Source organism: Staphylococcus sp. EG-SA-15 (assembly GCF_017151895.1).
GTDB lineage: Bacteria > Bacillota > Bacilli > Staphylococcales > Staphylococcaceae > Staphylococcus > Staphylococcus aureus.
The window spans coordinates 1-303 of record NZ_JACVZN010000095.1; the positions used below are offsets into that span (position 1 = coordinate 1).

Here is a 303-nt window from a genome sequence, read left to right on the forward strand (position 1 = left end):
TAAATAATGTTTGTAACTTATAGTTACGTTTTTTGGAATTAACGTTGACATATTGTCATTCAGTTTTCAATGTTCATTTTTCTTACCGACAAGAATTAATTATACATTTTATTAACATTTAAGTCAATAACTTTTTTTATCTTGTCCATTTTATTTTTTAACCAAAATTTGATTAAAAAACTGCCTGGCAACGTTCTACTCTAGCGGAACGTAAGTTCGACTACCATCGACGCTAAGGAGCTTAACTTCTGTGTTCGGCATGGGAACAGGTGTGACCTCCTTGCTATAGTCACCAGACATATG

At 32.7% G+C, this 303-nt stretch carries 1 rRNA gene; it reads right to left on the reverse strand.

The features are described 5' to 3' along the window. Positions 1–182 precede the first annotated feature (182 nt). Positions 183–297, reverse strand: a 5S ribosomal RNA gene (gene rrf / locus IDG64_RS14495). Positions 298–303 lie beyond the last annotated feature (6 nt).